This is a genomic window from Leclercia sp. UBA7405, from assembly GCF_037152215.1.
GTDB classification, from domain to species: domain Bacteria; phylum Pseudomonadota; class Gammaproteobacteria; order Enterobacterales; family Enterobacteriaceae; genus Enterobacter; species Enterobacter pneumoniae.
The window spans coordinates 1,599,215-1,624,254 of the sequence record NZ_JBBCMR010000001.1 but is presented as its reverse complement, the minus strand read 5'-3'; the positions used below and the strand labels follow the sequence as shown (position 1 = coordinate 1,624,254).

Here is a 25,040-nt window from a genome sequence, read left to right as displayed (position 1 = left end):
TACTCATCGCCAACATAGCAATATCGCCATGGACACTGTTTGCCTGCGTTTGCCAGATTATTTGTCAGATGTGCCAGAAGCCGGATAACGCAGGCTGCGTTATCCGGAAGAGGAGGGTCAGAGATCAATGTCCCCGTGCTGGCGCGCGACCAGGGTCAGAATGGAGTAGAGAGCCACGGCCTGCTGATGCTGGTTGAAGATCTCCACCGCCCATTCCACTACGCCGGTCGGTTTCTCATCCGCCGTACGCTGTTTCTTGAGCGTCTTACGTTTACAGGTCAGGCGTACCTGGATGGTATCGCCCGGTTTGACCGGTTCGATAAAGCGCAGATTTTCCATGCCGTAATTGGCAATCACCGGGCCAACGCTCGCATCCACAAAGAGACCGGCAGCGGCAGAAATGACAAAGTAACCGTGCACCACGCGCTCGCCGAAGATCGACTCGGCAGCACCGATTTTATCCATGTGGGCGTAGAAGTGATCCCCGCTCAGGCAGGCGAAATTGACGATGTCGGTCTCGGTCAGGGTACGGCGCGGCGTCAGGAGGCTATCCCCTGGCTGTAACTCTTCAAAGTATTTGCGGAACGGATGAACGCGATCTTCCTGCACGCTGGCGCCACGTACCCACTGTTTGCTGATGGCTGCCAGCATTGATGGGCTGCCCTGAATCGCCGTACGCTGCAGATAATGTTTCACCGCGCGCAGGCCGCCCAACTCCTCGCCGCCCCCGGCACGTCCCGGCCCGCCGTGAACCAGCTGGGGTAAAGGAGAGCCGTGGCCGGTAGACTCTTTCGCCGACTCCTGGTTAAGGATCTGAATACGGCCATGCGCCCGCGCCGCGCCGGCAATAAACTGCCGCGCCAGCGCCGGATCAGCGGTTACCAGCGTGCCAGCCAGGCTCCCTTCACCCGCGCGGGCAAGGGCCATCGCGTGTTCAGCATCCTGGTACGGCATCAGAGTCGCGACCGGGCCAAAGGCTTCGGTGGCATGCACCGCCGGGGTTTCATCCGGCTGCGGACAGAAGAGCAGCGTCGGCGGGAAGAATGCGCCGGCCGCGTTGAGATCGGCTTTGCCGCCAAGGCGCACCTGACAGCCTGCCGTCACCAGCGCATCCACCTTCTCCTGCACGTCGGCGCGCTGTTCAGCGTTGACGAGCGCTCCCATTTTTACCCCCTCCTGCGCCGGATCGCCGACCACCACGCTTTCCAGCCGGGCAATCAGCGCCTGGCTCACCGCCTCGATCTGAGCCTGCGGCACGATGATACGGCGAATAGCGGTACATTTCTGTCCGGCCTTGGCGGTCATTTCACGCACCACTTCACGAATGAACAGGGCGAATTCCGGCTGTTCCGGCGTAACGTCCTCCCCCAGTACGCAGCAGTTTAGCGAGTCGGCTTCCATGGTGAAGGGGATGGATTTGGCGACGATGTTGGGGTGAACCCGCAGCATCTGACCGGTGCTTGCCGAGCCGGTAAAGGTCACCACGTCCTGGCTGTCCAGGTGGTCAAGCAGATCGCCCGCGCCGCCGCATATCAGGCTGATTGCCCCTTCGGGCACCAGGCCGCTTTCAACGATGGATTTTACCATCGCCTGGGTGAGCTGAGCGGTAGCGGTGGCCGGTTTGATAATGGCAGGCATTCCGGCAAGCCAGGTTGGCGCCAGTTTTTCCAGCATCCCCCAGCAGGGGAAGTTAAAGGCATTAATATGCAGCGCCACGCCCGATTTCGACGTCAGTACATGACGAGCCGCAAAGCCTCCCTCCTTAGAGAGCGGTATCAGTTCATCTTCCGGCCACAGGGTATCGTCCGGTAGCTCGCGGTTGCCCAGGCTCGCATAGGTGAAAAGGGTACCGATGCCCCCTTCGATATCCACCCAGCTATCGGCTTTAGTTGCCCCGGTCTGTGCCGAGAGGGCATAGAACTCCGCTTTCTGGCTTAGCAGATGCTTCGCCACCGCTTTGATCATCGCGGCGCGCTCGATAAAGGTCATCGCATGAAGTGACTCACCGCCTTTCTCAATGGCGTAGCGACGCGCGGCGGCCATATCCAGCCCTTCGCTGGTGACCTGCCAGAGCGGTTCGCCCGTAATGGCGTGATAAATGCTGCGTTCACGGCCCCGGCCAGACTGCCAGGTGCCGGATAAGAAGCTGGCTAACTGCTGCATTTCTTCTCTCCAAGTGTTTCGTGATTTCACTATAGATAGTTTGATCGCGAATCATAAAATGCAAGGAATGTTTTAATGATTTGTTAACAATGTGATCTTGCCTGACGAATGTCCTGCGCATCGATCCAGGTGCGACGCGGGCTAAACAAAAGGGTTGCGAGCGCCATCACAAAATAGACAAACAACTCTTGGGGTTATATTTAACCTTTGTGTAACTTTTAAAAAACAAAGTGATTCGCTAATCGGCGTCACTTGATAGATTCACGAATCATAAAGGTGATGATGTGACAGAAGAACAACGTTTTGAGCAACGCATCGCGCAGGAGACGGCCATTGAGCCGCAAGACTGGATGCCGGAAGCCTATCGTAAAACGCTGATCCGTCAGATTGGCCAGCACGCGCACTCTGAGATTGTTGGCATGTTGCCGGAAGGTAACTGGATCACCCGCGCACCAACGCTGCGGCGCAAAGCCATTCTGCTGGCGAAGGTGCAGGACGAGGCGGGTCACGGACTCTATCTCTACAGTGCGGCAGAAACACTGGGCTGCGCCCGGGAAGACATCTACCAAAAGATGCTCGACGGCAAAATGAAATACTCCTCCATCTTTAACTATCCCACTCTGAGCTGGGCGGATATCGGGGTGATTGGCTGGCTGGTGGACGGGGCGGCCATTGTGAACCAGGTGGCGCTCTGCCGAACCTCTTATGGCCCCTACGCCCGGGCGATGGTGAAAATCTGTAAAGAAGAGAGCTTCCACCAGCGTCAGGGCTTTGAAGCCTGCATGGCGCTGTCACAGGGGAGCGAGGCGCAGCGGCAGATGTTGCAGGACGCCATCAACCGCTTCTGGTGGCCAGCGCTGATGATGTTTGGACCCAACGATGATAACTCACCGAACAGCGCCCGCAGCCTGGCCTGGAAAATCAAACGTTTTGGTAACGATGAGCTGCGTCAGCGCTTTGTCGACAACACCGTGCCGCAGGTTGAGATGCTGGGCATGACCGTGCCGGACCCGGATCTGCATCTGGACGAAGAGAGCGGCCACTACCGCTTCGGCGAAATCAACTGGCAAGAATTTGACGACGTGATCAACGGTCGCGGCGTGTGCAATCACGAGCGCCTGGCCGCCAAGCGTAAAGCCTGGGAAGAGGGGACGTGGGTGCGCGAAGCCGCACTGGCGCACGCCGAAAAACAGCACGTCCGCAACGTCGCGTAGGAGGTAGCACAATGAGCAAAACATACTGGCCGTTATACGAAGTCTTTATCCGCACCAAACAGGGGTTGTCTCACCGTCACGTGGGAAGCCTGCATGCCGCCGATGAACGCATGGCGCTGGAGAATGCCCGCGATGCCTATACCCGCCGCAGCGAAGGCTGCTCAATCTGGGTGGTGAAGGCGAGCGAAATTGTCGCCTCCCAGCCGGAAGAACGCGGCGAGTTCTTCGACCCGGCCGAGAGCAAGGTCTATCGCCATCCCACTTTCTACACCATCCCTGATGGCATCGAGCATATGTGAGGTCAGGGATGAAAACATTAACGGCTTATGTACTGCGTCTGGGTGATAACGGGCTGGTGCTCTCCCAGCGCCTTGGCGCGTGGTGCGGCCATGCACCGGAGCTGGAGATCGACCTGGCGCTGGCCAATATCGGCCTCGATCTGCTGGGGCAGGCGCGCAACTTCTTAACCTATGCCGCCGAGCTGGAAGGGGACGGCGATGAAGATTCGCTGGCCTTCGGGCGAGATGAGCGTCAGTTCAGCAATCTGCTGCTTGTGGAGCAACCGAACGGTAACTTTGCCGATACCATCGCGCGCCAGTATTTCATCGATGCCTGGCACGTGGCGCTGTATAGCCGTCTGGTGCAGAGCCGCGATGCGCAACTGGCCGCGATCGCCGCCAAGTCGCTGAAAGAGGTGCGCTACCACCTGCGTTTCAGCCGCGGCTGGCTGGAGCGCCTCGGCAACGGGACAGCACTCTCCGCTGAAAGAATGCAGCAGGCCATCAACGAACTGTGGCGCTTTACCGGGGAGTTGTTTGAGGCCGACGACATTGACCTGGCGCTGAGTGAAGAGGGCATCGCGGTCGATCCGCGTACGCTGCGCGACGCCTGGGAAGCGGAAATCATGACCGGTCTCAAGGATGCAGCCCTGACGGTACCAGAAGAGGCGGCCTACCGCAGCGGCGGCAGGCAGGGTCTGCATACCGAACATCTGGGGCCGATGCTGGCAGAGATGCAATATCTGCAACGCGTCTATCCCGGTCAGCAGTGGTAACAGAGGAGGACGCTATGCAACGTTTCGCTGAACTGGCCCCCGCCGAAGTCCCGCAAATCTGGTCGCTGTTAAGCCAGATCCCGGACCCGGAGATCCCGGTATTAACCATTACCGACCTGGGCATGGTGCGCAGCGTTGAAGCTCAGGGGGACGGCTGGTCGATCGGCTTCACCCCCACCTATTCGGGGTGTCCGGCAACGGATCATCTGATCGGCGCGATCCGCGACACCCTGACCGCGCACGGCTTTACGCCGGTGCAGGTCGCTATTCAGCTCGACCCGGCCTGGACCACCGACTGGATGACCCCGGATGCCCGCGAGCGTCTGCGTCAGTATGGCATTAGCCCACCCGCCGGACACAGTTGCCACGCCCATCTGGCGGCCGAGGTGACCTGCCCGCGGTGCGCCAGCACCTCGACCACCCTTATCAGTGAATTTGGATCCACGGCCTGCAAGGCGCTCTACCGCTGCGATAGCTGCCGTGAACCCTTCGACTATTTCAAATGTATTTGAGGTTGCCATGACAACGTTTCATTCCTTAACGGTGGCAAAAGTGGAGCCCGAAACCCGCGATGCGGTGACCATCACCTTCGCTATCCCACCCACGCTGCAGGAGGCGTATCGCTTCCGTCCCGGTCAACATTTGACCCTGAAGGCTCGCCTCGGCGATGAGGAGCTGCGCCGCTGCTACTCCATCTGTCGAAGCGTTCATCCGGGGGAGATCAGCGTGGCGGTGAAGGCCATCGACGGCGGGCGTTTCTCGCGCTATGCCCAGGGGGAGATCAAGCAGGGGATGGCGCTGGAGGTGATGGTTCCGCAGGGCCACTTTGGCTATCAGCCGCAGGCGGGACAGCAGGGGAGCTATCTGGCGATTGCCGCCGGATCCGGTATTACCCCGATGCTGGCGATTATCGCCACGACTCTGCAAACCGAACCCGACAGCGAATTCACGCTGATCTACGGCAACCGCAGTAGCCAGAGCATGATGTTCCGCCAGGCGCTGGCGGACCTGAAAGACAGCTACCCGTCGCGCCTGCAGCTGGTGCATATCTTCAGCCAGGAGACGCTGGACAGCGCGCTGCTGAGCGGGCGTATCGACGGCGAAAAGCTGCACGCGCTGGCACAACGACTGATTGATTTCAGTCAGTTCGATCAGGCCTTTATCTGCGGCCCTACGGCGATGATGGATGACGCTGAAAACGCGTTGAAAGCGCTGGGGATGCCGGAAAAAGCCATCCATCTGGAGCGTTTTAACACCCCGGGTACGGCGGTCAAACGCGCCCATAGCGTGCAGGCGCAGGGACAGAAAGTGACTGTCCGCCAGGATGGCCGCGACCGGGAAATCACTCTCGGGGCGGAAGATGAAAGCATTCTTGATGCGGCCCTGCGCCAGGGGGCTGACCTGCCATATGCCTGCAAAGGGGGCGTCTGCGCCACCTGTAAGTGCAAAGTGGTGCGCGGAAAAGTCGAGATGACCACCAACTACAGCCTGGAGCCGGACGAACTGGCCGCAGGCTATGTGCTGAGCTGCCAGGCCCTGCCGCTGACGCCTGACGTGGTAGTCGACTTCGACGCGAAGGGGATGGCATGAGCGAACTGATCCAGACCCGTCATGGCCGCGTGTTGCAACTGACGCTAAACCGCCCCGCGGCGCGCAACGCCCTGAATAATGCACTGCTCGGCCAGCTGGCAGAGGCGCTGGAAGCCGCCGCCGTGGATAACACGATTTCGGTATGCGTCATCACCGGCGATGCCCGCTTCTTTGCCGCCGGGGCCGACCTGAACGAGATGGCGGAAAAAGATCTGCCCGCCACCCTCAACGACGTTCGCCCCCAGCTTTGGGCGCGTATCAACACCTTCAGTAAACCGTTGATTGCCGCCGTGAACGGTTACGCGCTGGGAGCGGGCTGCGAACTGGTCCTGCTCTGTGACGTGGTGATTGCCGGTGAAAGCGCCCGTTTTGGGCTGCCGGAGATCACCCTGGGGATTATGCCGGGCGCCGGGGGCACCCAGCGTCTGATCCGCTGCGTTGGCAAATCGCTGGCCAGCAAAATGGTGCTGACCGGCGAAAGCATCACCGCCCGACAGGCGCTGGCGGCAGGGCTGGTGAGTGATATTCACCCGGATGCCCTGACTCTGGAGTACGCCCTGCAGCAGGCCGCACAGATGGCACGCCACTCGCCGCTGGCACTGCAGGCGGCGAAACAGGCGCTGCGCCAGTCGCAGGAAGTTCCTCTGCAGGCGGGGCTTGCCCAGGAGCGTCAGCTCTTTACGCTGCTGGCCGGCACCGAAGATCGTCGCGAAGGGATCGCCGCCTTCCTGCAGAAACGCAGCCCCGAATTTAAAGGACGTTAACCATGGATTACATTCTTAGTCACGTTGAACACGGGGTGATGACCCTTACCCTCAATCGCCCGGATCGGCTTAACAGCTTTAACGATGTGATGCACCAGCAGCTGGCGGAATGTCTGAAGCAGGCCGAACGCGATGAGACTATCCGCTGCCTGCTGATCACCGGGGCCGGACGCGGGTTTTGCGCCGGGCAGGATCTGAACGACCGTAACGTTGACCCGAACGGCCCTGCGCCGGACCTCGGGATGTCTGTTGAGCGTTTTTACAACCCGCTGGTTCGTCGTCTGGCGGCATTGCCAAAACCGGTGATCTGCGCGGTGAACGGCGTAGCCGCTGGCGCAGGCGCTACCCTCGCGCTGGGCTGCGACATCGTGATTGCCGCGCGTTCGGCAAACTTTGTCATGGCGTTCAGCAAGCTGGGGCTGGTGCCGGACTGCGGTGGTACCTGGCTGCTGCCGCGCGTCGCGGGCCGGGCGCGGGCGATGGGGCTGGCGCTGTTGGGTGAAAAGCTCAGCGCAGAGCAGGCGCACGCCTGGGGGATGATCTGGCAGGTGGTGGACGATGCCGCGCTGGTGGATACCGCACAGCAGCTGGCGGTGCATCTGGCCGCCCAGCCCACCTTCGGGCTGGGGTTAATTAAACAGGCCATCAACGCCTCGGAAACCAACTCCCTCGATGCTCAGCTCGATCTGGAGCGTGATTATCAGCGCATAGCGGGCCGAAGCGCCGACTATCGCGAAGGGGTCAGTGCGTTTCTCAACAAACGTGCGCCGCACTTCACGGGGAAATAATCATGACGCTATCTGTTCAAACCGTCGCGGTCATCGGCAGCGGCATCATGGGGGCCGGGATCGCCGAAGTGGCGGCCAGTCAGGGCCACCCGGTGCTGGTATATGACATCGACGCCGGGGCGATTGCCCGCGCCATCGAGGGCATCCGCAGCCGTCTGGCATCGCGCGTGGCCCGCGGCAAGCTCAGCGCCGAAGCGAGCGTAAAGACGCTCTCCCGACTGACGCCGGTCACCGACATTCAGGCGCTGGCCGCCGCCGATCTGGTGATTGAAGCGGCGTCCGAGCGTATGGAAGTGAAAAAGGCGCTGTTTGCCCAGCTGGCTGAGATCTGCCCGCCGCAGACCCTGCTGACCAGTAACACCTCTTCGATCTCGATTACCGCCATTGCCGCAGGCGTGCTTCATCCCGAGCGCGTGGCGGGTCTGCACTTCTTCAACCCTGCACCGGTGATGAAGCTGGTGGAGGTGGTGAGCGGGCTGGCAACCTCGAACGAAGTGGTTGAGCAGCTGTGCGACCTGGCGATCCGCTGGGGTAAACAGCCGGTGCGTTGCCAGTCTACCCCGGGTTTTATTGTCAATCGTGTGGCGCGTCCGTACTACGCCGAAGCCTGGCGTGCGCTGGAGGAGCAGGTGGCAGCCCCGCAGGATCTGGACGCTGCCCTGCGCGAAGGGGCGGGCTTCCCTATGGGACCGCTGGAGCTTACCGACATGATCGGCCAGGACGTCAACTTTGCCGTGACCTGTTCCGTGTTTAACGCCTTCTGGCAAGAGCGCCGTTTTCTCCCCTCGCTGATGCAGCAAGAGCTGGTGCTGGGCGGCCGTCTCGGCAAGAAGAGCGGACAGGGCGTCTACAACTGGCGCAGCGATAAGCCGACGGTGGGCTGGTATGAGACGGTAAGCGACGGCGACAGCGCCGGTTACAGTGAAAAGAGAAGTGACGGTGTCACTAAAATTGACGATCTGCTGCTCATTGAGACGCAGGGGGAGACAGCGCAGGCCTTAGCGGCGCGCCACGCCTGCCCGGTGGTGGTGATTGATCGTCTTGAAGGGGACGTGGCGGTCATCGCCAGCGCCGCCAGCAACCCGGCTTCGGCGACGCGTAAAGCGGTGCATTATCTGCAACAGCGGGGCAAGCGCGTCCTGCAGGTCGCAGACTATCCAGGGCTGATTATCTGGCGCACCCTGGCGATGATCATCAACGAAGCCCTGGACGCGCTGCAAAAAGGGGTGGCCCGGGAAGAGGATATCGATACCGCGATGCGGCTGGGGGTGAACTACCCGCGCGGCCCGCTGGCCTGGGGTGAACAACTCGGCTGGCAACGGGTGCTGATCCTGCTGGAAAACCTGCAACGACACTACGGCGAAGAGCGCTATCGCCCATCTTCCCTGCTGCGCCAGCGTGCGCTTCTGGAGAGTAGCTATGAGTCATAACGCCTGGCGTAACGCCCGAGCCATGTATGAAAAAGACGCCTGCGCCCAGGCGTATGGCATCGACATTATCGAGATGAATGACGGTTATGCCGTACTGACCATGCAGGTCACGCCACAAATGCTGAACGGCCATCAAAGCTGTCACGGCGGCCAGCTATTTACCCTGGCCGATACCGCCTTCGCCTACGCCTGTAACAGCCAGGGGCTGGCGGCGGTCGCGTCCGGCTGCGCCATCGAGTTTATCCGCCCGGCCTTTGCCGGCGACAGACTGACCGCCACCGCGCAGGTTCGTCACCAGGGCAAACAGACCGGCGTGTACGACATCGAAATCGTTAATCAACAACAGAAAACCGTCGCCTTCTTCCGTGGGAAATCCCACCGCATCGGCGGCACTATCACAGGAGAAGCATGATGCGTGACGCCTATATTTGTGACGGGATCCGCACTCCGATTGGCCGCTACGCTGGCGCCTTATCAGGCGTACGCCCCGACGATCTGGGGGCCATCCCGCTGCGCGAGTTGCTGGCGCGTAATCCCGGTCTGGATGCCGGATGTATTGATGATGTGATTTACGGCTGTGCCAACCAGGCGGGGGAGGATAACCGCAACGTGGCGCGCATGTCGCTGCTGCTGGCCGGGCTGCCCCAGACCGTCTCCGGTACGACGCTGAACCGGCTGTGCGGATCTGGCCTTGATGCGCTGGGCTTCGCGGCCCGCGCCATTCGTGCCGGGGATGCCGACCTGATGATCGCCGGGGGAGTGGAGTCGATGTCCCGCGCCCCCTTCGTGATGGGCAAAGCCACCAGCGCCTTTCAGCGCCAGAACGAGATTTTTGATACCACCATCGGCTGGCGTTTTGTGAACCCGCTCATGGCACAGCAATTTGGTACTGACAGCATGCCCGAAACGGCAGAGAATGTAGCCAAATTGTTAAATATTTCCCGTGAGGATCAAGACGCCTTTGCCTACCGCAGCCAGCAACGCACCGCCCAGGCGCAGGCCAGCGGCATTCTGGCGCAGGAGATTGTGCCGGTGGTTCTGAAAGGCAAAAAAGGGGCCGTGACCGAAGTGCAGCACGATGAGCACCTGCGACCGGACACCACGCTTGCGATGCTGGCTGGCCTGAAAGCCCCTTTCCGTGCCGATGGGGTGGTGACCGCCGGGAACGCGTCCGGGGTGAACGATGGCGCCGCAGCGCTGATCGTCGCCAGCGCCGACATGGCGGCCAGCCAGGGCTTAACCCCACGCGCGCGCATTGTGGCGATGGCCACCGCCGGTGTTGAGCCGCGTCTGATGGGGCTGGGCCCGGTGCCAGCCACCCGCAAAGTTCTGGAGCGTGCCGGTTTAAGCATCAACGATATGGACGTGATTGAGCTGAACGAGGCGTTTGCCGCGCAGGCGCTGGGCGTTCTGCGTGAACTGGGTCTGGCGGATGATGCCGCCCACGTCAACCCGAACGGCGGGGCGATTGCGTTAGGCCATCCGCTGGGGATGAGCGGGGCCAGACTGGCGCTGGCGGCCACCCACGAGCTGCACCGCCGCAACGGGCGGTATGCACTCTGCACCATGTGTATCGGCGTGGGTCAGGGCATTGCCATGATCCTTGAGCGTGTTTGATCAACTCTTACTGTGAGCACCCTACAATGACAACGACAACAAAGCTTGATCCGATTGAAACCGCCTCCGTTGATGAACTGCAGGCTTTGCAAACCCAGCGTCTGAAGTGGACGCTAAAACACGCTTACGACAACGTCCCGATGTATCAACGCAAATTCGATGCGGCGGGCGTTCACCCTGATGATTTCAAAGAGCTGGCGGATATCCGCAAGTTCCCTTGCACCACGAAACAAGATCTGCGTGATAACTATCCGTTCGACACCTTTGCCGTGCCGATGGAGCAGGTGGTGCGCGTCCACGCCTCGTCCGGCACGACCGGAAAGCCGACGGTCGTGGGCTATACGCAGAATGACATCGATAACTGGGCCAATCTGGTTGCGCGCTCGCTGCGTGCAGCGGGCGGCAGCGCAAAAGATAAAATTCACGTCGCCTACGGCTACGGGCTCTTTACCGGCGGGCTGGGTGCCCATTATGGCGCCGAGCGTTTAGGGGCGACGGTGATCCCCATGTCCGGCGGCCAGACCGAAAAACAGGCCCAGCTGATCCGTGATTTCCAGCCGGATATGATTATGGTCACGCCTTCCTACTGCCTGAATCTGATCGAAGAGCTAGAGCGTCAAATGGGTGGCGACGCCAGTCAATGTTCCCTGCGGGTCGGGGTGTTTGGTGCCGAGCCGTGGACGCAGGCGATGCGCTGCGAAATCGAAAAACGCCTCGGCATTACCGCTCTGGATATCTATGGTCTGTCGGAAGTGATGGGGCCCGGAGTGGCGATGGAGTGCATTGAAACTGCGGACGGTCCGACCATCTGGGAAGATCATTTCTATCCTGAAATCGTCAATCCGAACGATGGTACCCCGCTGGCGGACGGCGAGCAGGGCGAGCTGCTGTTCACTACCCTGACCAAAGAGGCGCTGCCGGTGATTCGCTATCGCACCCGTGACCTGACGCGCCTGCTGCCGGGGACGGCGCGCACCATGCGGCGGATGGATCGCATTAGCGGACGCAGTGACGACATGCTCATCATTCGCGGCGTTAACGTCTTCCCGTCCCAGCTGGAAGAGGAGATCGTCAAGTTTGAACATCTCTCGCCGCATTACCAGCTGGAAGTGAACCGTAACGGCCATCTTGATTCACTTTGCGTGAAGGTCGAGCTGAAACAGAGCAGTCTGATGCTCAGCCATGAACAGCGCTGCCAGGTCTGCCACCAGTTGCGCCATCGTATTAAATCGATGGTGGGGATCTCGACCGATGTCACTATCGTGAACTGTGGCAGCATCCCACGTTCCGAAGGAAAAGCCTGTCGCGTATTCGACCTGCGGAAAATGGCCGCCAACGGCTAATCCTGACGCTGGCCCTCTCTCTTTTAGGGGCGGGCCAGACGCTTTTCGGCTGTGCTATGATTCATCCTCACTCATAATAACTGCAGAATGAATCACATGAGTAAACTCGACGACTATATCCAGCATGCGGTCAGTTCTGTACCCGTGAGCGGAACCTCACTGATCGCCTCCCTGTATGGCGATGCGCTCTCCCATCGTGGCGGGGAAATTTGGCTGGGTAGCCTGGCTGCGCTGCTTGAGGGAATGGGATTTGGTGAACGGTTTGTGCGTACCGCCCTGTTTCGCCTGAACAAAGAGGGCTGGCTGGACGTGGCGCGCATTGGACGACGCAGTTTTTATCGACTGAGCGACAAGGGGCTGCGTTTAACCCGCCGCGCGGAACACAAAATTTACCGGGCGGAACAGCCCGCCTGGGATGGTAAGTGGCTGCTGTTGTTGTCGGAGGGGCTGGATAAATCCACCCTCAATGAGGTGAAAAAGCAGCTCATCTGGCAGGGGTTTGGCACGCTGGCGCCGAGCCTGATGGCTTCGCCATCCCAGCAACTGGCCGACGTGCAGTCGCTGCTGCATGAAGCGGGGGTGGCAGATAACGTCATCTGTTTTGAAGCGCACACCCCCCTGGCGCTTTCTCGCGCCGCGCTGCGCGCCCGTGTCGAAGAGTGCTGGCATTTAAGCGAACAGAACCTGATGTACGAAAGCTTTATCGACTCGTTCAGGCCGCTACTGCCGCTGCTGCGCGAAGCCTCTGCGGAGGCATTAACGCCTGAGCGCTGTTTTCAGATCCAGCTGTTGCTGATCCATTTTTACCGTCGCGTGATCCTTAAAGATCCGCTGTTGCCGGAGGAGTTGCTCCCACCGCACTGGGCGGGGCAAACGGCGCGACAACTCTGTATCAACATTTATCAACGCGTGGCGCCCGGGGCGCTGGCGTTTGTCAGTGAAAAGGGCGAGACCACGGTGGGTGAACTGCCTGCGCCGGGATCGCTTTACTGGCAACGCTTTGGCGGCCTGACCAGCGCGTAACGGAGGTTATGTGCCTGTATATCAAATAGATGGTCTGACGCCGGTCGTGGCGCAAGAGAGCTATGTTCATCCGACTGCGGTATTGATTGGCGATGTGATTATTGGCAAAGGGGTCTATATCGGGCCCAATGCCAGCCTGCGGGGCGATTTCGGGCGCATTGTGGTGAAAGACGGGGCTAACGTGCAGGATAACTGCGTGATGCACGGCTTTCCCGAGCAGGATACCGTTGTGGAAGAGGACGGACATATCGGCCACAGCGCCATTTTGCACGGCTGCGTTATCCGCAAGAATGCGCTGGTGGGGATGAATGCGGTGATCATGGACGGTGCGGTGATTGGCGAAAACAGCATTGTTGGCGCGGCGGCCTTTGTGAAAGCGAAGGCGGAAATGCCCGCCAGTCACCTGATTATCGGCAGCCCGGCGAAAGCCATCCGCGCGCTGACGGAGCAGGAAATGGCCTGGAAGAAGCAGGGCACCCGGGAGTATCAGGTGCTGGTGGATCGCTGTAAGCGTACCCTGCATCAGGTGGAACCGCTGCGGGAAGTGGAGCCGGGACGTCAGCGGCTGGTGTTTGATGAAAACCTGCGGCCAAAATCATCCCGCTGATTCTGCATTGCATGAAAGGGTGCGGCTGAGGAGATTCACTAACGCGTTCTCCAGAACGGCCGCACTGCCCATTTCACCCTGCCTTAACGCGCGCTCTGCGCCGCAACGTTCTCTTCTCGCATGTTTAACCCCGCGAGCGCACCCGATTGATGCTCGATACGGTACTCAATCGTCACCTTGTGTTGGCTGGTGGGGGTCACCGCGATCTCCTTGACCTTTTTACCCGAATCGGGAGGGAGCGTCAGGGTCATATTCCCTTTCGCCAGGGCGCGTCCGTTTTGCTTTACCTGCCACGTCAGGCGACAGGCGTCACAGGCTTCCCAGCTATCGTTAATCGCCCACAGGCCTATTCTGGCCTCACTCCCCACGCGCCAGGTTGCGCTAAGGGGTTCAATGGAGGGGAGAATTGGCTGATAAGCGCGCTGCAACGCATAGTAACCCGCTTTCGGTTTACGCAGATAATCCACCACCCCCCAGTTAATTGAGGGCCAGGTTTCCACAAACATAAAGTGGAAGAGGGCTGTGACAGGCTGATACCGCTGCCGACGATAGCTCTCGGCGGCCATGGCCACCAGTTGCGCCTGATACTCCTGGGTGTTCTTAATCATCTCCTGAATGTTGTTGCCCCACGGTATTCCCGCAAATTTAAAGGTCTGGAAAGGCTGGAAGTTATGGTATTTCCAGCGCGTCCAGCCTGGGTCGTCGGCTGCGGTACTTTTCGGCCATAACAGGTCAGCAGGAATAATGGTTTTTAGCGTCGACAGCCGGGGCAGCGCCTGGGCGCCAAACTCGGTGATGATCGCGGTCTTCGCCGGGGCAAGCAGGTCGCGCGGGGTGCCGAAGTACCATCCGGCCCAGTAGTGCTCTTCAACGGCGGAAAAACGGTGCACAATGCGCGAACGGTCCTCTGCCAGCGTATCGGCCACCCGGGTCGTCAGCGTCTGGTTCAGGGTTTTATTCCAGTCCGGGAAGCGTTTTTCCATCCAGGGCGAGTTCCAGGGCGGTTCGTTATGGCCGCCCCAGACGATGATTGCCGGCGAGTTGCCGAACTGCGCCATCATGTCGCGAGTCTGCCGCACGGCGTTATCGGCAAAGGCGTCGCTGTTGTCGTAGCCCCACTGCAGAGGGACATCCTGCCAGATCATTAGCCCCATCTCATCGGCCACTTCATAGAGGGCGCGACCGGCTACGTGCCCATGCACGCGTATCGCGTTAGCATTCATCTTCTGCAGCAGCGTGAAATCCCGGCGATATTTCTGGCGCGTCAGGGTGCCGAGCCACGGGGAACCGATATAGTTACTGCCTTTGATAAACAGCCGTCGGTCGTTAATGCGCCAGCCTTGATTGTCAGGCTGCTCTTCCAGCTTGCGTAATCCGGTGCGCGTGACAGCGGTGTCCATCACCCCCTGGTCATCCACCAGCGTGGCGCGGACCCGGTACAGGTTTGGCTTGCCATACCCTGCTGGCCACCACAGCCTGGCCCCCTTCATCGGCAGGCTGACGTTCAGGCTCTGGGGCTTGCCGTTCGCCTGCGTCAGGTTTACCGAAAAGGTCTGCTCAATGCGCTGGCCGTTGAAATTATCTGGCGCAGCAGAGAGGCGCAGCGTCACAGAGCCGGCCGTGAGGGCCCGGTAGCGGATCTCGGCGCGCAGGACTGGCTTTTCCAGTCCGTCGCGCCAGTCCGGGCGCAGAATTACGTCGTCTATGGTCACACCGCGGCTCAGGTGCAGTTTCACCGGCGCCCAGATCCCGCCGGAGTTGGCATCCTGCCCATGCTCAGACCAGGCGCCGCCGGGGCGGGTGTCATGCTGATTAAGGATGCCTTTCATCTGGGTTTTGTGCAGCGGCCAGACGGTTTTGGGATCTTCCCATGGGCTGTTCACCTTGACGGCGAGCCGGTTATGGCGGCGTAGCGTGTCGCTGACGTCCACCGGGAAACGCTGGAAATACCCCTCATGGCGGGCCAGCGTTTTACCGTTCAGTACGACATCGGCGAAATAGTCCACGCCGTCAAAGACCAGCGTCGCCATGGTATCGGGTGCGCGTTCGGGAAGGGAAAATTCATGCCGGTACCAGAGCGCGCCCTGGTGGTCATATCCGGCGCTGTACCAGTTGGCGGGCACCTGGATAGCGCGCCAGTGACGGTCCGGGGTGTTCACTCCGTCGAAGGTCTCGTCGTTAGCATCATGTACGCGCCATTGACCTGCCAGCGACCAGGTGACGGGCTGGCTGGCCTGCGCCAGTAGAGGAGTGACCATCAGCAGCACGAGCAATTTACGGATCATGTTTTACCTCCTGCACCCGCTGGCGTAGCCATGTCGCGCTGCGCCCGGCCTCATCAAGAAGCTCGCGTCGTAGCGCGCTTAGCCCGGCCAGGTCCAGCGATGCCGCCTCGCTCTCAAGCTGCTGGAGCGTTTCGGTCAGGCCGGTGAAGCCGAGGGTGAGCGCTTCACCGCGTAGCCTGTGCGCCGCCCGGCGTAGTGCTTCGCGATCGTCGTTGTCGATAGCCTGCACGATGGCGGCTATCGACTCGTCAAGTCCGGTGCTGAATAACAGCAGCAGCTCCTGCACCAGGTCAGGATCGTCTGCACACTGCCTGAGTAGGCGCGCCTCGTCCGGCAGTCCCTTATCGATCCCGACGCCAACGCGCGCGATCTCTTGCTGCAAGGCTTCCTGATTCACCGGCTTGGCAATATAGCCATCGAAGCCCATCGCCAGACAACGCTCTTTATCGCCCTGCATGGCGTGGGCGGTCATTACGATGGCGGGCTGGTGGCTGCGCCCCTGCGCGCGCGTCTCTTCCCGAATCAGGCGCAGGGCGGTCTCACCGTCCATTTCGGGCATTTGCAGATCAATAAAGAGCAGATCCCAGGGCTGCTCGCGCCAGCGCGTCAGTGCTTCCCGGCCGTTATTCACCACTTCGCACCGGTGGCCGAGCCGCTCCAGCAACCGCCTGGCGACTTTCTGGTTCACCAGGTTGTCCTCTGCCAGCAGAATGTTCAGTCCACCCACCTCTGTGGCCGGCTCGGCGGCGGGCGGCGGCGGGGCCGTAGCCGGCGCGGGGGCAAGGACGCTGGCAATGACGTGATAGAGTTCGCGATGGGCAACGGGCTTATGCAGATAATGAGCGATCCCAATGCGTTTCAGCATATTGGCATCAAAATGGCGGCTCATTGAACTGAGCATGATGATATGGCTCTGCTCACCCTGCGGCAGGACAGTGATCTCCAGCGCCAGGGAGACGCCGTCCATATCCGGCATCTGGGCATCCAGCAGAATGAGTGGCCAGCCAGCGTCGGTGCCGGCCAGCCGTAACGCCTCTTTCGCGTTATTCACGCAGGTCGGCGTCAGGTTCATCTGGCGAAGCATGGTATCGAGCAGGCGCAGGTTAGTGCTGTTATCGTCAACCACCAGCACCCGTTCGCCGTTAAAGCCCGTCATGGTATCGCCGCTGGTCGGCGCAGCCTGCTGGCTTTGCAGCACCAGGGTGAAGGCAAATTCACTGCCCACTCCCGGTTCGCTTTGCACGCTGAGCTCTCCCCCCATCAGGCTAACCAGTCGGGCCGAAATGGTTAATCCCAGCCCGGTACCGCCGTAGCGGCGGGTGGTGGAACTGTCCGCCTGGCTGAAGGCCTCGAAGATTTTTTTCTGCTTCTCCGGCGGTATGCCGATCCCGCTATCGCGAATGCGAAAGCGCCATTGATCGGGTTCAGCGCCCGGTTCAATGACCAATAGCACTTCGCCCTGATGGGTAAATTTAAGCGCGTTACCCAGCAGGTTGGTCAGGATCTGACGCAGCCGCGGGCCATCCACCATTAGCACTTCCGGCACGGCCGGGGCGATATCCACCAGCAGCTCAATGCCTTTTTCACTGGCGGCGGGCATATGTGGACGAATCAACGCCTGAACGAAAGGGCGGATCTCCAGCGGTTCTTCATCGACCGACATCTTGCCCGACTCAATGCGCGAGAAGTCGAGAATGTCGTTGATAATGTGCAGTAGCGACTGGGCCGAACTCATTACCAGCGTCAGGTATTCCCGTTGGTCTGGATTCAGCGGCGTGTCCAGGCAGAGCTGGGTCATGCCGAGGATCCCGTTCATCGGGGTACGGATTTCGTGGCTCATGTTGGCGAGGAACGCGCTTTTCGCCTCGTTGGCCTCCTGAGCGACTTTCGCCGCCTCAATGGCGAGAAGCTCTGCCTCTTTGCGCCGGGTAATATCCTGCAGCGTGCCGATAACGCGTTCGGCCTCCTGCTGCATGCTGAGGGTCACAACCTGGCCTGAGATGAGCATCCAGCGCCAGCCCTGGGTCGGATGCTGAACGCGTATCTCACATTCAAAAACAGGCATATGATCCTTTTTTGAGGCAGTCATCGCGTTACGCAGGGTGGCCAAATCTTCGGCATGAACCAGATTCAGCAAAAAGCGCAGCGGGTAGTGTAACTGCACGCGCGACTGGCCCACCATCGCCAGCAGCGTATCGTTGACCTGCAGGCTGTCCTGGGAGACTTGCCAGTCCCAGATACCTATCTGGATTGTCTCTGCGGTCAGTAAAAAATCGTCGTGCAGCTGGTGGCGTGAGCGCTGTGCCTCATCCAGCCCGGTAATATCCGTATGCAGGCTGATAATGCCGCCATCGTTAAGTCGCTGGTGCTGAACATAGAGCCGTCGGTTTCCGGATTGCCGCACTTCACGGTGGTTCGGCTGACGACAGTTACGGATTATCGCGTCGCGCAGGGTGCGGCGACGGACGGGATCGATGTGATAGCCCGAATCAATAAATTTCTCGGCCAGGCTCTCCAGCGTGGCGCCAACGGTTAACCAGGGGGTAATGACGGGATAATAGAGGGTAAGCTTGTCATTCCAGCCCTGCAGGCGTTCCGCCGCATCATAGATCATCACCCCCATGGGCAGTGCGTTCAGATCGAAAGGAGAGGTGGATGGCATAGTTAGTCGTCTCCCGCCTGATAGTGAAGCTCCGCCTGGCGGCGCAGATATTCCAGACCGGGCGCTATCGCCATCGCCCAGGCCGTGAGGATCTCCTCATCGCAGAGCGGGTCGCGGGTGCGTACGGTGCTGAGCATCGCTTCTCGCCACAGGGCAAAAAAGCGCGGAGGCAGGCGCAGCCCTTCATCGCTCTGCTCCCGGGCAAGCCGTTCGAGAAAATCGGGTACAAACAGCACGCCGTCGACCGCGAGCATGGCGAAGAAGCTTTTGTAGATCATCTGCTGCCCCTCCTGTTCCGGGCGACGGGCGAAGTGCCGCTCCGTTTCAGGAGACATATGAATGAAGGTGTCCCAGAAGGCCTCGAAAAAGCGTTTTCTGTCGTGCCCGGCGATGACGCGGTTTAGGCTTGCCTCAAAGAGGTCGCGGTAGAATTTCATGGCGTGGCCCTCGCGGCCCGTTCACCCGGAAGACAGAGGCCGGGCGGGTTGAAAGTATCTGACGTGCGGCGAGAGAAATAGCCCGCGTTATCCACCAGACCGTTTTCAAACAGCGGCCCGGCGTTGTGTTTGTACAGCAGGGCTTCCAGCACCATGGCGTTGGTTGAGAGGGTGAGGGTGGGGTTAATGTCCCCGGTTGCCTCGACGCGACCTTCGAACCACCCCTGCTGCGGGCGATTGAGATGGCGAGTCACTGCCATCAGGCTGTCGGTGTAGTCGTTATCCCACAGCGCCCAGAGCACAAAAACCGCTTTGGTCGACACCTGTGCCAGCCGGGGATAATATTTTCCATCGTCTCCCAGCGTGTTCCAGGCATAGCCATTCCCCCAGACGGTATCCTCAACGTGCCAGGGAGCCTGAGTGAGATAAAAGTCGGCGCGCGCGGTAAGGACTTTATCTTGCTCCCAGCGCGTTTTCTGGCTGAGCCATATCCCTTCGGCGCGGGTACGCAGCGTTTTTTGCAGATCGGAGGAGACGCCGGGCAACTGCCAGCCGAACTCCAGCCCCGGTAGCATGGCGGGAAGGGTGGTCAGCAGCGAGGGTTGCCAGGTGGTGCGCGGGTCGCGGGCATCAACGGCGAGCCGACGCTGAAAGAGAATGACATGCTGCGACGGCGGGTTTAGCGCCTTGTCGGGAGCAAACCCCCACAGGCGAAACGCGCTGGCGGCATATTCGCTCTCACCGAGACGGAGTTCGTCGCGAATCATCGGCTGCCCGTTCTGCATTGAAGCAGAGCGCAACTCTCCCTCGTCGTCGATGACCGGGCAAAAGTTCCAGCGCAGAATGATCTTATCCAGATACTCGCGATACTGAGGAGCGCGCTCAGCGCTGAGCCGCAGGGCCAGCATGAGCCGCGCCATATCCTTTGCCGACCAGCCGCTCTTCGCTGGCTTACCGCTGAAATCAATGGGGGACGCCGTCTGCGTGGAATAAAGTCTGCCTGGCGTACGGGTGTCGGTTAGCGCCAGGCGATTGAGCGTGCCCAGTAGGCGGGTCAGCCGGGCATCAAACTCAGGCTCGTTAACCAGCCCCAGATCCCGGGCGGCCAGCAGGGCGATAAGCGTATCGCCCATCTGCCACAAGGTTGCGCGCGGCTGTTTGTCGCTACCGTTGACTAACCCGGTTTGCGGCTGGGTATTATTTTCAAAATAGCGCCACGCAATACGCGCCCACTCCCGCTCCTGGGGCGTGAGGGCATCGATACGCGCGGTGGTGTGCCAGCCCCCTTTGGTTAACCAGCGCCACCCGGCGCCCTCCCGGCTGAACAGCGCCAGCAGGACGACCAATACCACAGCAGAGACCGCCAGCGTGCGGGCTAGGGTTTTAAGCATTGCGCGGTCACCGGGGGTAATTTAACGGGCGCGTCCGCGTTGCAAGAGGCGCACTGGCAAGCCTGGCAGGCGGGTTTTGTCCGCTGCGTAGTGCCGGTCTGTTCACACCAGGTTTTGACGGCCGGCGTACTGTTCAGGAAGGGGCGATTGCGCGCGGTGTTATTCGGCTCAAACAGATCCACCAGCTTTTTGTCCCAGAGCGAAGGGGCGAAATCGCGGTTTTTCGGGTTGTCAGTATTGAACTGCAGCAATTTGCCCTCTTTTTTAAACAGCAGCGACTCCAGCATGATGCCGTTGTTATTGGCGGTGAACTCTTTAATGGGGCCATCGCCGTTTTCGTACAGCCCTTCGTAATAGCCTTTGTCCGCTTCGTTAGCGTTTTCGATGGCGTCCAGCAGGCGGTCGGTATAAGGCGAATCCCATAAGACCCACATACCCAGCGCCGCCTTCAGCGAAATGGCCGCGGTATTGGGTACGTACTGGCCTTTATCGGTGATGGTGTTCCAGTTAAAGCCGTCGCTGAAGACGGTGTCATAAACGAAGTAGGGGGACTTATCGAGCTGATGCTCGGAGCGAGCGGTTAACACCCCGGTAATCGCGTAGCGGTTCTCCTGGGCCTGGTAGACCCGGTCAGCGAAGTTTTTCATCCAGGGGTGCGAGTAGTCGCGCGGGGTGTTATCCCGATCCTCGGGCTTATCAAAGCCAAACTCCAGGCCGTAGAGGACGTAAGACTCGGTGACCACATAGTTGTGCTGGCTGGTCATACGGGGATCGCGCGAATCGTAAGGCACCATCACACAGTAGATCTCTGCCAGCTCATAGGGCTGAGGCTGGCTGGATTGACAGGTGCCAAAGCCCCACAGCGAGAACCCCGCCGCGCCATACTCCTCGTAGCCGAGGCGCCCCTCCTGGACATACTTTGGCTGGCCATTTTCCAGGTAAGCGCCGTAAAGCATACCGCAGGGGTTGATGACGTTGGTGAAATTCCATCCCAGTAACACGTTATCGATGCTGTTGCCGTATTCCGGATAGCGCTCTTTAATCACCTTCAGCCAGATCAACATCCTGCCGATATCCAGCGCCGAGAAGCCAATTTCTCCAGGCTTGTTCTGGTAGTTAACCTTCTGCCCGGTGATGGTGTTGTAGGCCTTGTTAGGTAACTCGTTGCGGAATAAATCCAGCTTGTTGAGGGTGGCGAGTAATTTCAGCATCCGACGATCGAACTCGGCTTTATCAATGATCCCCAGCTCACGGGCTGCCGTCATGGCAGCCATATAAGAGGCGCTGTCCCACATGGTGGTGGAGGGGTATTTATTTACGGCATTCACCAGCCCGGTGGTGGGCTGGTAATTGGCGACAAAATATTGCCAGGCGTTTTTGGCAATCGCCATCTCTCGCGCATTCAGCTCCCCGCTACGCGGTTCGTACTCGGAGGCCGGTAGCCCGGTGGCGGCCTGCGCCGCAGAGAGGGTGAGCCAGCACGCCATAAGCCCGGCCAGAAGAGGAAAATAGAGTAACGATTTCAGCTTCATGGCTTAGCTCCTGCTGACGAAGTAGGTGGATTGGCGGGGCCGAGGCAGGCCAGACATAGCATCTGACCGTGAACGATATAGGCCAGGCTTTCGAGCACGATGGCGTTAGTGTCGCCGTCTACGATGTCGTTTACGCTGCTGTTGAGATTAAGTCCGCGCTGCCAGCCCTTGCCGGGTACCTGCAATTTCTGCACTTGCTGGCGCAAGGCTTCGCTCCAGCCATTGCGGAACAGTGCATACCAGGCAAAGGCGGTACGGGTAGAGGTGATAGCCGTCTGCTCGGGGGTGGCATCGCGCAGGGCGCTGTTTTGCAGCGGCTGGCGGTCAGGCAGATCGTTCACATAGTCCGGGGCGGGCTCGGCATAGTCGGTGCTGATAGGGGGCTTGCTGACCCGCAAGCCGTGGCGGCGCTGCTGGATCTGCATAATGCGCCAGGTAATCTCCGCGCTCTGGACGTCAAAACCCAGTTCGAGGCCTGTTAACAGATAGGGAAGGCTGATCAGAGAGGGCTGACGACCCCAGGGGGTGCGCAGCCCTTCGTCGGGCACCATGATGCCGTCGATGTCGATCATCTGCTGCCCCTCCGGCGGGTTAGTGACCGCCAGTCCCGCTGCGCTGTCGATGAGCCGCAGCGTATGGCTGGCATACAAGCGGTAACCGAAGCTGTTTCTGGGCTCATCCACCGCCAGCGCCCAGTGATGAAGCGGCGCGGCGGCCTGTGTCGCGGTGTTGTTGGTAATCAGGGCCGCCACCTTCCACTGGTTAAAGAGATCGCGCACGGCGGCGGCGTGCTGAGGATAACGCCACAGCAATGTTTGCAGGGCGTTGAGCAGGCGGCCCATGCCTATCGCGGAGGGATCCGGCTTACCCAGCATGTGAAGCGTGTCTGCATGATAATAGGCAGCGGGCAACCCCTGCGGATTAAGCGGCAGCTGGCCCAGGGTAAACAACGCGGCGGTGACGCGTTCATCAAACTCGTCGTCGCTCAGAATATTGAGCTGCTTTGCCGCGATCATGGCAAAGAGGTAACTGCCGGTGCTCCACAGGCTGAACCAGGGTTCGCCATCGTGTGCGTTGGCCAGGCCGTTCGGCTGCGTATTATTCACATAATACTGCCATGCCACGCGCGCCCAGATAGCCTCGTCAAAGGTCAATTCACGCGGGGCGGGAAGCGGAGGGAAATCATTACTTAGGCTCATTCCCGCACTGCTTTCGACACGCGTTGGCATCTGTTTTTCTACCCAGACAACAATGGCGAACCCCAGCAGAAAGCCGATCAAAATCGTGAGGTAACTGCGGGCGGACAGCAGCGCATCGCGTTTTCTCATGGCTGCGCCTCCTCTTCAGCCGGCGTCCACATGGCGGCCAGGATCAGCGGCAGCATGGCAGCAATATTGACCGCGCCCCAGAAGATGTTAATGACGTAGCCGGAAGGGTCGTCTACTTCCCCTCGCGCCACCTGAATGCCTCCCCAGATGAGCCCTGCCAGGGTAAGCACGACAATGGCGATTTGCGGCTTCACCAGATAGAGAAAGCGGCCGGTCTGTCGCTCTTTTGGCGTGACGTGAAACTTAATCTGCTCCCCGCGCAATACCGTGTTTAACGCGCGCAGATTCATGGAGAAAAACGAGAGATAAGAGGCCCTGCCGTCCCACGCCGATATGCCCCAGGTGCCAAACATAAATGCCAGCTCGGAGACAATGAAAAAGGGGAGGAAATGGAGATAAAAGGGCTCAGACCAGGCGGAGACGGGCGGAATACCGGTAAAAAGATAAATAATGGGGGAGATCAGAAATACGGTATTCCACACGCAGGCCATGTAAGACCAGAAGGTGGTAGCGTACATCAGCGTCTGCGGCAACGAGAGCTTAAAGCGGCGGCGGCTGAAAATATTATCGTGGAAAAGAATATCCAGCGAACCCGCGGCATATTTGAAGCGCTGAATCATCCACGTCAGCATGTCCTGCGGAGAGAGCATTTTCGATTCAATACGCGGGTGCATCACCGAGCGCCAGCGACGCGCGCTGTCGCCATGCAGCAGGATCGAGGTATAGATATCCTCGGAAACGTGAAACTTATAGGGGGTAAGCTCGGTATCGAACGCAACGTGCGGGCGCATGGCGTCCTGCAGGGTTTCGCGCATCGCGGGATCGCGTATATCGCGGGTATGGCGGTCGATCTCCTCTTCGACAGCCCAGACATAGCTTCGTAACGCCGCCTGCATCACCGCTTCGCGCCGGTGGATAGAGGCTGCGCCGCAGCAGAATGCGGCGTTAGCCCAGTTGCGGCGGCGTAAAATTACGTCATAGAACATGCGCGGATCGTTGAAGAAGGGGTCCCGGCCAACGGTGACCGGTCCGATGAATTTCTGCGCCAGCCATCCCAGCCCGTAGCCCACTTTACCCGCCCTGCGCCCCAGCCAGCGTGAGAGGTTTTCACCCTCCGGCAGGTCGAAGAACCACTGCGGGGTTTGTACCCAGGCGACGTCCGGATCGCGAAAATAGCCGAGCGTATGGCTCAGCAGCGTCGGAAAAACGCGGGTATCGGCATCGCAAATTACCAGGAAATCACCGTCGGTCTGTTCAAGCCCATTGCGCAGGTTACCGGCCTTGAAGCCGATATTGGTCTGTCGGGTGATGTAGTTGGCTCCCTCTTGTTCGCAGACGGCCTTCATCTCGGGGCGTCGTCCGTCATCCAGCACGTGCACCTTAAAATCCAGCGGGCCGGGGTAGGTGACTTTCAGGGCATCGCGGATCGAGAGCCTGACCAGCTCCACATCTTCGGAATAGGTGGCGATGAAAAGGTCGACCTTGATAGGCCTTACGTCTTCTGCGTCTTCGGGTCTCAGGCAGTCGTTGATCTCAACCGGCGGCGGATTTTGCGCAGGGTCCTCTTCCTTCCACAAATTAATGGTAAACAGCACCGTACCGATCCAGGCCAGAGTCTCTGCCAGCACCAGCGGAATGGCATACCAGAGCGCATCGGTATTCAGCGAGGCTGTCCAGCGCCAGTAGATATAATTAGCACCAAGAATAAGCGCGGCAACCGCTAATACTTGCCAGGTCATTATTACCCAGCGCGGCGACTGGAGCGGTTCAGGCGGCTGACGATGTTCAAAACGGGAAAAATAAAAATCCATA

21 protein-coding genes are annotated in these 25,040 nt (G+C 59.8%); 13 read left to right on the top strand and 8 right to left on the bottom strand.

Annotated features, from left to right (window positions below; all coding sequences use genetic code 11):
* Window positions 1-117 precede the first annotated feature (117 nt).
* The gene (paaZ, locus tag WFN75_RS07955) at window positions 118-2,163 is read right to left on the bottom strand and encodes a phenylacetic acid degradation bifunctional protein PaaZ (protein WP_336995984.1); all 2,046 of its coding nucleotides are present in this window, start codon (window positions 2,161-2,163) and stop codon (window positions 118-120) included.
* A gap of 284 nt (window positions 2,164-2,447) precedes the next feature.
* Between paaZ and paaA the strand changes: the two genes are divergently transcribed.
* The 13 genes from paaA (at window position 2,448) to paaY (ending at window position 13,593) form a co-directional block, all read left to right on the top strand.
* Window positions 2,448-3,377, top strand: coding sequence for a 1,2-phenylacetyl-CoA epoxidase subunit PaaA (gene paaA / locus WFN75_RS07950; protein WP_040075421.1), 930 nt, complete (start codon window positions 2,448-2,450; stop codon window positions 3,375-3,377).
* 11 nt (window positions 3,378-3,388) lie between these two features.
* Complete coding sequence (paaB, locus tag WFN75_RS07945; protein WP_040075422.1) at window positions 3,389-3,676, top strand: 1,2-phenylacetyl-CoA epoxidase subunit PaaB; 288 nt, start codon at window positions 3,389-3,391, stop codon at window positions 3,674-3,676.
* A gap of 8 nt (window positions 3,677-3,684) precedes the next feature.
* Window positions 3,685-4,431 (top strand): 1,2-phenylacetyl-CoA epoxidase subunit PaaC, encoded by a 747-nt coding sequence (gene paaC / locus WFN75_RS07940; protein WP_336995983.1) that lies wholly within the window; start codon window positions 3,685-3,687, stop codon window positions 4,429-4,431.
* A gap of 14 nt (window positions 4,432-4,445) precedes the next feature.
* Complete coding sequence (gene paaD / locus WFN75_RS07935; RefSeq protein WP_286809085.1) at window positions 4,446-4,943, top strand: 1,2-phenylacetyl-CoA epoxidase subunit PaaD; 498 nt, start codon at window positions 4,446-4,448, stop codon at window positions 4,941-4,943.
* Between the two features lie 7 nt (window positions 4,944-4,950).
* Window positions 4,951-6,021 carry a 1,2-phenylacetyl-CoA epoxidase subunit PaaE gene (gene paaE / locus WFN75_RS07930; RefSeq protein WP_288820490.1) on the top strand — a complete coding sequence of 357 codons (1,071 nt, stop codon included), beginning with the start codon at window positions 4,951-4,953 and terminating at the stop codon, window positions 6,019-6,021.
* Entirely contained in the window at window positions 6,018-6,785 is a 768-nt protein-coding gene (gene paaF, locus WFN75_RS07925; RefSeq protein ID WP_212475794.1) for a 2,3-dehydroadipyl-CoA hydratase PaaF, read from the top strand. The genes paaE and paaF overlap by 4 nt, the downstream gene beginning before the upstream one ends.
* Window positions 6,786-6,787: 2 nt before the next feature.
* Complete coding sequence (gene paaG, locus WFN75_RS07920; RefSeq protein WP_336995982.1) at window positions 6,788-7,573, top strand: 2-(1,2-epoxy-1,2-dihydrophenyl)acetyl-CoA isomerase PaaG; 786 nt, start codon at window positions 6,788-6,790, stop codon at window positions 7,571-7,573.
* A gap of 2 nt (window positions 7,574-7,575) precedes the next feature.
* A complete protein-coding gene (gene paaH, locus WFN75_RS07915) occupies window positions 7,576-9,003 on the top strand; it encodes a 3-hydroxyacyl-CoA dehydrogenase PaaH (RefSeq protein WP_336995981.1) in 1,428 nt (475 codons plus the stop codon).
* The gene (paaI, locus tag WFN75_RS07910) at window positions 8,993-9,415 is read left to right on the top strand and encodes a hydroxyphenylacetyl-CoA thioesterase PaaI (protein ID WP_207291814.1); all 423 of its coding nucleotides are present in this window, start codon (window positions 8,993-8,995) and stop codon (window positions 9,413-9,415) included. Before paaH ends, paaI begins: the two co-directional genes overlap by 11 nt.
* Window positions 9,415-10,620 (top strand): 3-oxoadipyl-CoA thiolase, encoded by a 1,206-nt coding sequence (gene pcaF, locus WFN75_RS07905; RefSeq protein ID WP_212476232.1) that lies wholly within the window; start codon window positions 9,415-9,417, stop codon window positions 10,618-10,620. Before paaI ends, pcaF begins: the two co-directional genes overlap by 1 nt.
* Before the next feature lie 26 nt (window positions 10,621-10,646).
* Window positions 10,647-11,963, top strand: a complete 1,317-nt coding sequence (paaK, locus tag WFN75_RS07900) for a phenylacetate--CoA ligase PaaK (RefSeq protein ID WP_212475800.1) — start codon at window positions 10,647-10,649, stop codon at window positions 11,961-11,963.
* Window positions 11,964-12,050: 87 nt separating this feature from the next.
* Window positions 12,051-12,986: a phenylacetic acid degradation operon negative regulatory protein PaaX gene (gene paaX / locus WFN75_RS07895; RefSeq protein WP_336995980.1), complete on the top strand. Its 936-nt coding sequence runs from the start codon at window positions 12,051-12,053 to the stop codon at window positions 12,984-12,986.
* 10 nt (window positions 12,987-12,996) lie between these two features.
* Entirely contained in the window at window positions 12,997-13,593 is a 597-nt protein-coding gene (gene paaY, locus WFN75_RS07890; RefSeq protein ID WP_263617726.1) for a phenylacetic acid degradation protein PaaY, read from the top strand.
* A gap of 83 nt (window positions 13,594-13,676) precedes the next feature.
* Here paaY and WFN75_RS07885 read toward each other — a convergent pair whose 3' ends face one another.
* Genes WFN75_RS07885 through WFN75_RS07855 form a run of 7 tightly spaced genes read right to left on the bottom strand, consistent with a single transcriptional unit; the run spans window position 13,677 to window position 25,039 of the window.
* Window positions 13,677-15,878 (bottom strand): glycoside hydrolase family 2 protein, encoded by a 2,202-nt coding sequence (locus tag WFN75_RS07885; protein WP_336995979.1) that lies wholly within the window; start codon window positions 15,876-15,878, stop codon window positions 13,677-13,679.
* Entirely contained in the window at window positions 15,868-18,540 is a 2,673-nt protein-coding gene (locus tag WFN75_RS07880; protein WP_336995978.1) for a hybrid sensor histidine kinase/response regulator, read from the bottom strand. Before WFN75_RS07880 ends, WFN75_RS07885 begins: the two co-directional genes overlap by 11 nt.
* 2 nt (window positions 18,541-18,542) lie before the next feature.
* Window positions 18,543-18,977, bottom strand: coding sequence for a hypothetical protein (locus WFN75_RS07875; RefSeq protein WP_040075438.1), 435 nt, complete (start codon window positions 18,975-18,977; stop codon window positions 18,543-18,545).
* Window positions 18,974-20,368: a DUF3131 domain-containing protein gene (locus WFN75_RS07870; protein ID WP_336995977.1), complete on the bottom strand. Its 1,395-nt coding sequence runs from the start codon at window positions 20,366-20,368 to the stop codon at window positions 18,974-18,976. The genes WFN75_RS07875 and WFN75_RS07870 overlap by 4 nt, the downstream gene beginning before the upstream one ends.
* On the bottom strand, window positions 20,353-21,900 hold the full coding sequence (locus tag WFN75_RS07865) for a DUF3131 domain-containing protein (RefSeq protein WP_442913275.1): 1,548 nt from the start codon (window positions 21,898-21,900) through the stop codon (window positions 20,353-20,355). Before WFN75_RS07865 ends, WFN75_RS07870 begins: the two co-directional genes overlap by 16 nt.
* Window positions 21,897-23,228: a DUF3131 domain-containing protein gene (locus WFN75_RS07860; RefSeq protein WP_046885266.1), complete on the bottom strand. Its 1,332-nt coding sequence runs from the start codon at window positions 23,226-23,228 to the stop codon at window positions 21,897-21,899. Before WFN75_RS07860 ends, WFN75_RS07865 begins: the two co-directional genes overlap by 4 nt.
* A complete protein-coding gene (locus WFN75_RS07855; protein WP_336995976.1) occupies window positions 23,225-25,039 on the bottom strand; it encodes a glycosyltransferase family 2 protein in 1,815 nt (604 codons plus the stop codon). Before WFN75_RS07855 ends, WFN75_RS07860 begins: the two co-directional genes overlap by 4 nt.
* Window position 25,040: the final 1 nt, after the last annotated feature.